The sequence below is a fragment of the Thermoanaerobacter siderophilus SR4 genome (genome assembly GCF_000262445.1).
GTDB classification, from domain to species: Bacteria; Bacillota; Thermoanaerobacteria; order Thermoanaerobacterales; family Thermoanaerobacteraceae; genus Thermoanaerobacter; species Thermoanaerobacter ethanolicus.
In genome coordinates, this window is the sequence record NZ_CM001486.1 from 1,601,146 (window position 1) to 1,607,715 (window position 6,570).

A 6,570-nucleotide genomic window follows, 5' to 3' on the forward strand; every position below is an offset into this window, starting at 1 on the left:
TTTGATGCGTGTGGAGTGATAATATATGTCTTTTTCTGGAGATACACTGCTCTTCTTTTTTGTAATTTTAACTTTGCTGTTGGATGTAAGATTTGAGCTTGAAAGTCTACTATTTTTCTTTTTAATACTTGTAATTTTGCAGGAAGAAAAACCGCGAAAAAAAGCAAAGCGATTTTTGTGGTCATTAACAGGCATTAATTTTGGTAACACAAATTCTTAAAATTACGTATTATATATTAGCTAAATATGAAAAGCTTTATTTTACTACCATTTACCTATTTGAAGGGAGGTCAAAACAGTTAAAATTGGTAGTAAAAAATGATATAATTTCAATTAGGTGATGACAAATGTTATTAACTATAAAAAAGTTAAAGAGCTATATGATATAAGCAGGATTACTCTAATAAACTGGGAAAAGGAAGGATTAATAACCCCAGTTAGAACAGCAAAAGGAAGAAGAAGGTACAAAAAAGAAGATATAGAGAAGTTATTAGGCATGCTGGAAGAAAAACCAAAACCTAAAGTAGTTTTGTATGCAAGAGTGTCCAAAAAGAAACAAGAAGAATATCTTAAGAATCAAATTAGAAGGCTTGAAGAATACGCTAATTCCCAAGGATGGCAGTATGAAGTCATATCCGAAATAGCAAGTGGCGTAAATGAAAATAGAAGAGGCTTATTAAAGCTTTTGAACAAGATAAAAAGAGGAGAAGTTGAAAAAGTTGTAATAGAATATCCTGATAGACTAGCAAGATTTGGCTTTGAATATCTCAAATTTTTCATGGAAAGCTTTGGGGTGGAGCTTATAGTTTTAGACGGGAAAGAAAACGAAGAAGATATAAATAAAGAGCTAGCAGAGGACTTAATAGCAATAGTCACCTCATTTGCAGCAAGAATTTACGGACAAAGGAGCAAAGAGCATGATAGTAATACAGGCTAAACTCATTTTTCTAAGTCAAGAAAACAAACAAATAGTATCAGACTTAATGAGAAGATGGTCTTCTTGTATGAGATTTGCATATAAGAGACTCTTAGAAGGTTATAATAGAAACACATTAAAAAGAGACCTTCAGGGAACATTTAACTTAAACTCAAGGTATGTAGATGATGCAATAATGAAAGCAAGAGGTGTATTAGAATCATCTAGACAATTAGACAACAATCCAAAGAAAGTCATTTTTGGAGGAAGAGACTTATTTGGGAAACTTCAAAAGCGCCATACAAATGGGAAAGAATACAATTGTAATTGAAGAATTAGAAATAAAAGACAAAGGCAAAAGAGGGGACTTTTCAGGGAGAAAATCAAGAAGGATAAGACATAATTTTAGCTATAAATCACTTCTTTCAAAAATAAAAATTTTAGCAAAAAGAGAAGGGATAGAAGTAATAGAGGTAGACCCTTCTTATACATCAATAATAGGAATGTTAAAATATTCTCCGCAGTATATGATAACAAAAGATATAGCGGCAGCCTACGTAATAGCAAGAAGAGGATTAGGACTACAAGAAAAGATACCAGATAATTATAGAAAGTTTCTCAACGCATTGACTGTAGATGAATTAGAAGAATTAAAAGAGCATGTAAAGAAAACAGTTAGAAACAAGCATATAAATAAAAAGCATTTAAGGGAAATAGATAAGGCAATAAAATTTTTACAAAGCCTTGAGAGTAAGCCAGGAAGGGTGCTAAGACCTCTGGATGGAACAAGTTTTAGTACCTTCTCAAGGCAGCGGTGGTGACTCCACTCTCTCCTGAGAAAGTACCAAGAGACTTCTCTGCCCTGAGGGAATTATTAATCCAGGGCAAGTGGGGAGACCCGTAAGGGCGTGAGTTCCTGCTTCTTGGGGCAGGGGCTATGGCTTTCCCAAATACCGCCTGCTGGGGCTGGGAAAGCCTGAAAGGCGGACTACAAATACCCCAGCTATCTAAACTGTACATTTTTGTACAGTTTGGGTAACCAGGTAGTATTTATGCCAGAAGAAAAAGGAGCAGGTTTTGTTGCAGGATGGTTTTGGATTTTCATAATAATAATTTTAATACTTCTATTTGTTCCAGGAATAATTATTTGGGAAAAAAATTAGACAAAAAATAGGGGTGGTCTATAATAATAGACTAGCCCCTTACATATATTTAGTAAGAGATTAAAAATAGGGGGAATTTGTTTTGCAAAAGGAGATTTTATTAAAAATACTTGCTGTAGAACTTTTGATAGTAGCATTTGTGAGATTTCAGGTAATGGGTATAGAAAAGGAAAGAGAAAAAGAAGAAGTTACAGAAGAAGATAAAGATGAATTATCTTCACCGCAGGAAAATAAAAAAACTTCAATAGATGTGTACGAAGTGATAACAAAGGGAAAAGATTTTGTAGGTAGCATAAAGCCTTATCTAAACAAGAGAGACCAATATTATGTAGATATTTTCTCTAAAATAGCCGAAATAATTGAAATACAAAAAAAATTGATGAGCCTTTCAGAAGAAGAAATTGAAGTGGCAGAAAAAATAGAAGTAGATAAAATAGGAATTTTGAAAGCGATAAAACCCTACATAACGGAAGATAAAAAAATTGTGATAGATAAGTTTTTAAAATTTCATGAAGCGTTGAAGAATTTGCAAGAAAAAATGGAGAAATATTCAAAAGAAGAAGATAAAGACAATATTTTCGACAAAATAATTGATATTTATGAGGCCCTAAGGCCTATAATTCCTGAAGAAAAGTTAGAAGAAACTGATAAGCTGGCAAAGAATATAAAATTGTTGGAAGTATTAAACAAAGCAGAGGGTATTATGAACAGCATGAAAGAGGAGAAAAAACAATTACAATCTTCTACTAGGAGTATGGAGGAAGAAGAGCAAAAAGCAGAAGAAAATAAAGAGGAAATAGAAAGAATAGAAGATAAAGGGGAAATATCGAAAATAGAGGAAGGAGATAAAATTTTAGATACCAATAAAAAAGAAACAGAGGAACAATTAGAGAAAGAAGAAAACAATTCATTACCTCAAGGATTACCTGACCAGCAGGTAGCAATTATAGACAATCTAAAATCTATGTTGACAAAGGAACAGCAGCAGTATATGTATAATATGATTAATTATCTTAAACAACAAGGATTAGTTAAATCTGAAGGTAAGGGGGAATAAATATTTTCCCTGTATTTTTTATTTTTAAATACAAAATACAGAAACATAGTCTAAATCGATAAATAATGGCATAAAATCATAATATTTGGGCAAAATCATAAATAATCAGATTATATGGCCTAAAATTGGCTATAATAAGGTTTGATATGTTTTACCACTTAAATTAATATAGAGATTGGGATTAGCACTCACATAAGTTGAGTGCTAACAAATGAAGGAGGAGGGATAAAGAGTATGAGATTAAAACCGCTCGGAGACAGAGTTGTGGTCAAAGTAATCCAGGCAGAAGAAGTTACAAAAGGTGGAGTCATTCTACCTGGTACAGCAAAAGAAAAACCACAACAAGGTGAAGTAGTTGCAGTAGGAACAGGGGAATACATAGACGGCAAAAAGGTAGAATTAGAAGTTAAAGTCGGTGATAGAGTAATCTTCTCCAAGTATGCTGGGACAGAAGTTAAATTAGATGGTGAAGAATATTTACTTTTAAGAGAAAGCGATATTCTAGCAATTATCGAATAAGGAGGTATTAAAAATGGCAAAACAAATCAAATATGGTGAAGAAGCTCGTAGAGCATTAGAAAGAGGAGTTAATGCAGTTGCGGATACTGTAAAAGTTACACTAGGACCAAGAGGTCGTAATGTGGTACTTGACAAAAAGTATGGTTCCCCAACAGTAACAAATGACGGTGTTACAATTGCGAGAGAAATTGAATTAGAAGACCCATTTGAAAATCAAGGGGCTCAGCTTTTGAAAGAAGCAGCTACAAAAACTAATGATATTGCTGGTGACGGTACAACAACTGCAACACTTTTAGCACAAGCAATGGTTCGTGAAGGGCTTAAAAACCTCGCTGCAGGAGCTAACCCAATGCTTTTAAGAAGAGGCATTGCAAAAGCTGTTGATGCTGCAGTTGAGGGATTAAAGAGGATATCTAAACCTATAGATAATAAAGAGTCAATTGCTCACGTTGCCTCTATATCAGCAGCTGATGAAGAGATAGGAAAGCTCATTGCAGAAGCAATGGACAAAGTAGGAAAAGATGGAGTTATAACTGTTGAAGAATCAAAAACATTAGGTACAACTCTTGAAGTTGTTGAAGGAATGCAATTTGACAGAGGATATATCTCTCCTTATATGGTGACAGATGCTGAAAAAATGGAGGCAGTATTAGAAGAGCCTGTTATTCTTATAACAGATAAAAAAATCTCAAATATTCAAGATTTGTTACCACTCTTAGAACAAATAGTACAGCAGGGCAAGAAGCTTCTCATTATTGCTGATGACGTAGAAGGAGAAGCATTGGCAACATTAATTGTTAACAAATTAAGAGGTACATTTACATGTGTAGCTGTAAAAGCTCCTGGTTTTGGTGACAGAAGAAAAGAAATGTTACAAGATATAGCAATACTCACAGGCGGTCAAGTAATTTCCGAAGAATTAGGTTATGACTTGAAAGATGTAAGATTAGATATGCTTGGCCGTGCAAGACAAGTAAAAGTTACGAAAGAATATACAACAATTGTAGGTGGCGCAGGTGATCCATCAGAAATTAAGAAGAGAGTAAATCAAATAAAAGCTCAGATTGAAGAAACGACATCAGACTATGACAGAGAGAAATTACAAGAAAGGCTTGCAAAATTGGCTGGTGGTGTAGCTGTAATTCAAGCTGGTGCTGCAACTGAGACAGAACTCAAAGAAAAGAAACACAGAATTGAAGACGCATTAGCAGCTACAAAAGCAGCAGTAGAAGAGGGTATAGTACCTGGTGGCGGTATTGCCCTTCTCAATGTAATAGAAGATGTACAAAAAGTAGTTGACTCCTTAGAAGGCGATTTCAAGACGGGTGCTAAGATAGTATTAAGAGCATTAGAAGAGCCTGTAAGACAAATTGCAACAAATGCTGGTGTTGACGGTTCTGTAATAGTAGAAAAAATAAAAGCTGCTAAAGATCCAAACTTCGGATATGATGCTTACAAGGAAGAATTCACAGACATGTTCAAAGCAGGTATTGTGGACCCAACAAAAGTTACAAGGACAGCTTTACAAAATGCTGCGTCAATTGCTTCAATGATACTCACAACAGAGGCAATAGTAGTAGACATACCAGAGAAGAATACAGGAATGCCAAATCCTGGAGCAGGAATGGATATGATGTAATCAAAAAAGGCTGAGTTGAGGCTCAGCCTTTTTTAAGCTTTTTAAACTTGACACTTTTGCGATTGTCTGATAAAATACTTTTGTAATAATATTAAGCGCCCGTAGCTCAGCAGGATAGAGCAGCAGTTTCCTAAACTGCGTGCCGGAGGTTCGAGTCCTCTCGGGCGCACCATTACCATAGAAATTAGTAATATCAAGGATTCTAACTATCTTATAGTTAGAATCCTTTTTACGTGCGCCCGGCATGGGCGATAACTAGGCGGTGAAAGTCCGCTGTGGGCTTGGTAGTGGGAACCACTAGCCAAGAGCAAGGGTGTCCATCGTGAGGTGGAATCTGAAGGAAGCTTAAGGCAAAATCTCGGTCTGATGAACAAGAACCAGATAAGAGGCTGAATTGGGATGGATGAGTTTGCGTAACAAAACGAAGTCCAACACTACCCGAATCCCATACAGTAAATCTGGCAGATATATGAGATGAAAGTTATCGTTCTTACCCGGGGAGGTCTCAAGGATAAGTCATGGAAGTAAAATCTGAAGTGACAACCCATACAGTGATGTATGGTTGAACCTTGAGAAGTCAGCAGAGGTCATAGTACTTATCTAGACATGAATAGATAAGGAAGGACCGAACGTTAGGAGGTTTTGGAAATCTTATGGACTCGAAAGATATGCAGAGACTGCAGACAACTCAACAAAGAGGCTATCCGTTGAATAGAGAAATGGAATTTCAAAAAGACAACGGAAGTGCATAGTATATCATCGGCGTCGGGAGATGGAAGAAACGAGGTACAAAAATATACCCGGAAAGATGTTTGAAATTGATATTAGAACGAGGGAACATTGAAAGCAGTTAAAAGCCGCCTTGTTCCAAATAAAAGAAACCCCTGGAAGTCAATGGGAAGGAAATAAAATAAACTTTTAACCGTATTCTAAAAAAAACCTGGGCAAACCATTAAAACACAAAATGGCGGGGAAGGGGGAATAAACAATCCCAAACCCAAGGGCAGAAAAGGGAAAAAAATTTCCCAAACCCAGATAGGAGGGAAATAAGAACGCACAAGGGGAAATCCCCCTACAGGTACCTACAGATGAGATCAAAAAAAACACACGAGACGGAAATTCACCCTCAAAATAATGTGAAAATAAAAAATTGCTAAAAAACCACATCATATACTTTTTTCTTAGCAAAATAAGCAGCCGTAACGTTTGGTAGGGTTTTTGCGTCGAACGACGCATGAAGGAATGACAGGGCCCGGATGGTGGTTTTATCTAAAAA

Annotated in this window: 5 protein-coding genes, 1 tRNA gene and 2 pseudogenes; all 8 read left to right on the forward strand. The window is 35.8% G+C overall.

Going from position 1 to position 6,570, the window contains the following annotated elements; all coding sequences use genetic code 11:
* Positions 1-25 precede the first annotated feature (25 nt).
* Positions 26-220 (forward strand): hypothetical protein, encoded by a 195-nt coding sequence (locus THESIDRAFT1_RS14760; protein WP_003871626.1) that lies wholly within the window; start codon positions 26-28, stop codon positions 218-220.
* A 120-nt stretch (positions 221-340) separates the two neighbouring features.
* Complete coding sequence (locus THESIDRAFT1_RS07845; protein WP_006570036.1) at positions 341-937, forward strand: IS607 family transposase; 597 nt, start codon at positions 341-343, stop codon at positions 935-937.
* A pseudogene (locus THESIDRAFT1_RS07850) lies at positions 918-1,820 on the forward strand (IS200/IS605 family accessory protein TnpB-related protein). The gene THESIDRAFT1_RS07845 and the pseudogene THESIDRAFT1_RS07850 overlap by 20 nt, the downstream one beginning before the upstream one ends.
* Positions 1,821-2,161: 341 nt before the next feature.
* Positions 2,162-3,136, forward strand: coding sequence for a hypothetical protein (locus THESIDRAFT1_RS07855; RefSeq protein WP_006570037.1), 975 nt, complete (start codon positions 2,162-2,164; stop codon positions 3,134-3,136).
* A 234-nt stretch (positions 3,137-3,370) separates the two neighbouring features.
* Complete coding sequence (gene groES / locus THESIDRAFT1_RS07860; RefSeq protein ID WP_003870514.1) at positions 3,371-3,655, forward strand: co-chaperone GroES; 285 nt, start codon at positions 3,371-3,373, stop codon at positions 3,653-3,655.
* A gap of 13 nt (positions 3,656-3,668) precedes the next feature.
* Positions 3,669-5,294, forward strand: coding sequence for a chaperonin GroEL (groL, locus tag THESIDRAFT1_RS07865; protein ID WP_003870513.1), 1,626 nt, complete (start codon positions 3,669-3,671; stop codon positions 5,292-5,294).
* A 95-nt stretch (positions 5,295-5,389) separates the two neighbouring features.
* Positions 5,390-5,466 (forward strand) — tRNA-Arg (locus tag THESIDRAFT1_RS07870).
* 481 nt (positions 5,467-5,947) lie between these two features.
* A pseudogene (locus THESIDRAFT1_RS14110) lies at positions 5,948-6,145 on the forward strand (group II intron reverse transcriptase/maturase); the annotation flags it as partial.
* Positions 6,146-6,570: the final 425 nt, after the last annotated feature.

What these genes read in the sequence shown, in the direction of transcription:
- THESIDRAFT1_RS14760 (WP_003871626.1), top strand. Translation starts at nt 26, where the DNA reads ATGTCTTTTTCTGGAGATACACTGCTCTTCTTTTTTGTAATTTTAACT.
- THESIDRAFT1_RS07845 (WP_006570036.1), top strand. Translation starts at nt 341, where the DNA reads ATGACAAATGTTATTAACTATAAAAAAGTTAAAGAGCTATATGATATA.
- groES (WP_003870514.1), top strand. Translation starts at nt 3,371, where the DNA reads ATGAGATTAAAACCGCTCGGAGACAGAGTTGTGGTCAAAGTAATCCAG.
- groL (WP_003870513.1), top strand. Translation starts at nt 3,669, where the DNA reads ATGGCAAAACAAATCAAATATGGTGAAGAAGCTCGTAGAGCATTAGAA.